Source organism: Paenibacillus ehimensis NBRC 15659, assembly GCF_004000785.1.
GTDB lineage: Bacteria > Bacillota > Bacilli > Paenibacillales > NBRC-103111 > Paenibacillus_G > Paenibacillus_G ehimensis.
In genome coordinates this window covers 1-884 of sequence record NZ_BILX01000199.1, presented here as the reverse complement: position 1 = coordinate 884, position 884 = coordinate 1, and the positions used below count along the sequence as shown (strand labels likewise).

Sequence of the window (884 nt, the reverse complement as noted above, 5' to 3'; positions counted from 1 at the left end):
CACCTTGTTCCCCGAGCCGCATATAATCGGTGCAATCCCTGCGAATCTTGCCAATTTATCAGGCGTAGCGAATCGGTGTATGTCGCCAATCTCGGCCACTAGCTCAGCCGCCGTAACTACGTCAATGCCTGTCATCGTTTCCAGTTGAAAGCCTAGTTGCTTCATAAGCCCTCCGATTTCTTCTTCAATCTGGGCTAATTCCTGCTGATTAAAACGTATGCTTCGAACAAGGCTTTGTACGATGAAATCACGTTTGTCCTGAAAATCTCGATATGTATCTCCATCCGCTTCAATGAGGGACAGAATTTGTGCTGCTTTCTTATGGGATAATCCATTATTGCTATGACTTCTTAGAAATTCGGCTAATGTTGCTTCTTCCATATCCTTTAACTGCCTTGGAGAAGGATACGCCTCCCAAAAGCTCAAGGCTGTTTTACCGTCAATTTCGGAAAAGAATTTTTTATAACTCGGATAATGATAGCCTAATTGCTGATGCAAGTTTTTGATACAACCCGAAAGGACTTTTACAACTCCTTTTCTTCGTGTGACAAGCTGGCTTATGGCCCAATATAGATCGATTGGCTTGGCATCCGGCAATTGAAGCAATTCATCTTTCAACACTCTTGCTACACACTCGGCATCCCAACTGTCGGACTTTTGAACCGTAATATGGCTTTTACGCCTAGCCGTGGAAAGCTTCGGATTGACCTCTTTCACCCAACGTTTATTGTCCGTCAAGTAGACCGCTAACGCTCTGCCAAACCCACCGACATCTTCCAGCCCGTAAACAACGGATAATCCTTTTTTCGTATGCTTCTTCACTTCCTTCTCCAATAAAGGGAAGGCAGACGGCTTATTGTCAAACTTAATTTCGCCTAGCTTCT

The 884-nt window shown here is 44.3% G+C and carries 1 protein-coding gene; it reads right to left on the bottom strand.

The genetic code is table 11. The annotated features are described in order from the left end of the window. On the bottom strand, positions 1–884 hold an 884-nt coding region (locus PEH01S_RS34315; protein WP_164828162.1), incomplete at both ends, for a transposase.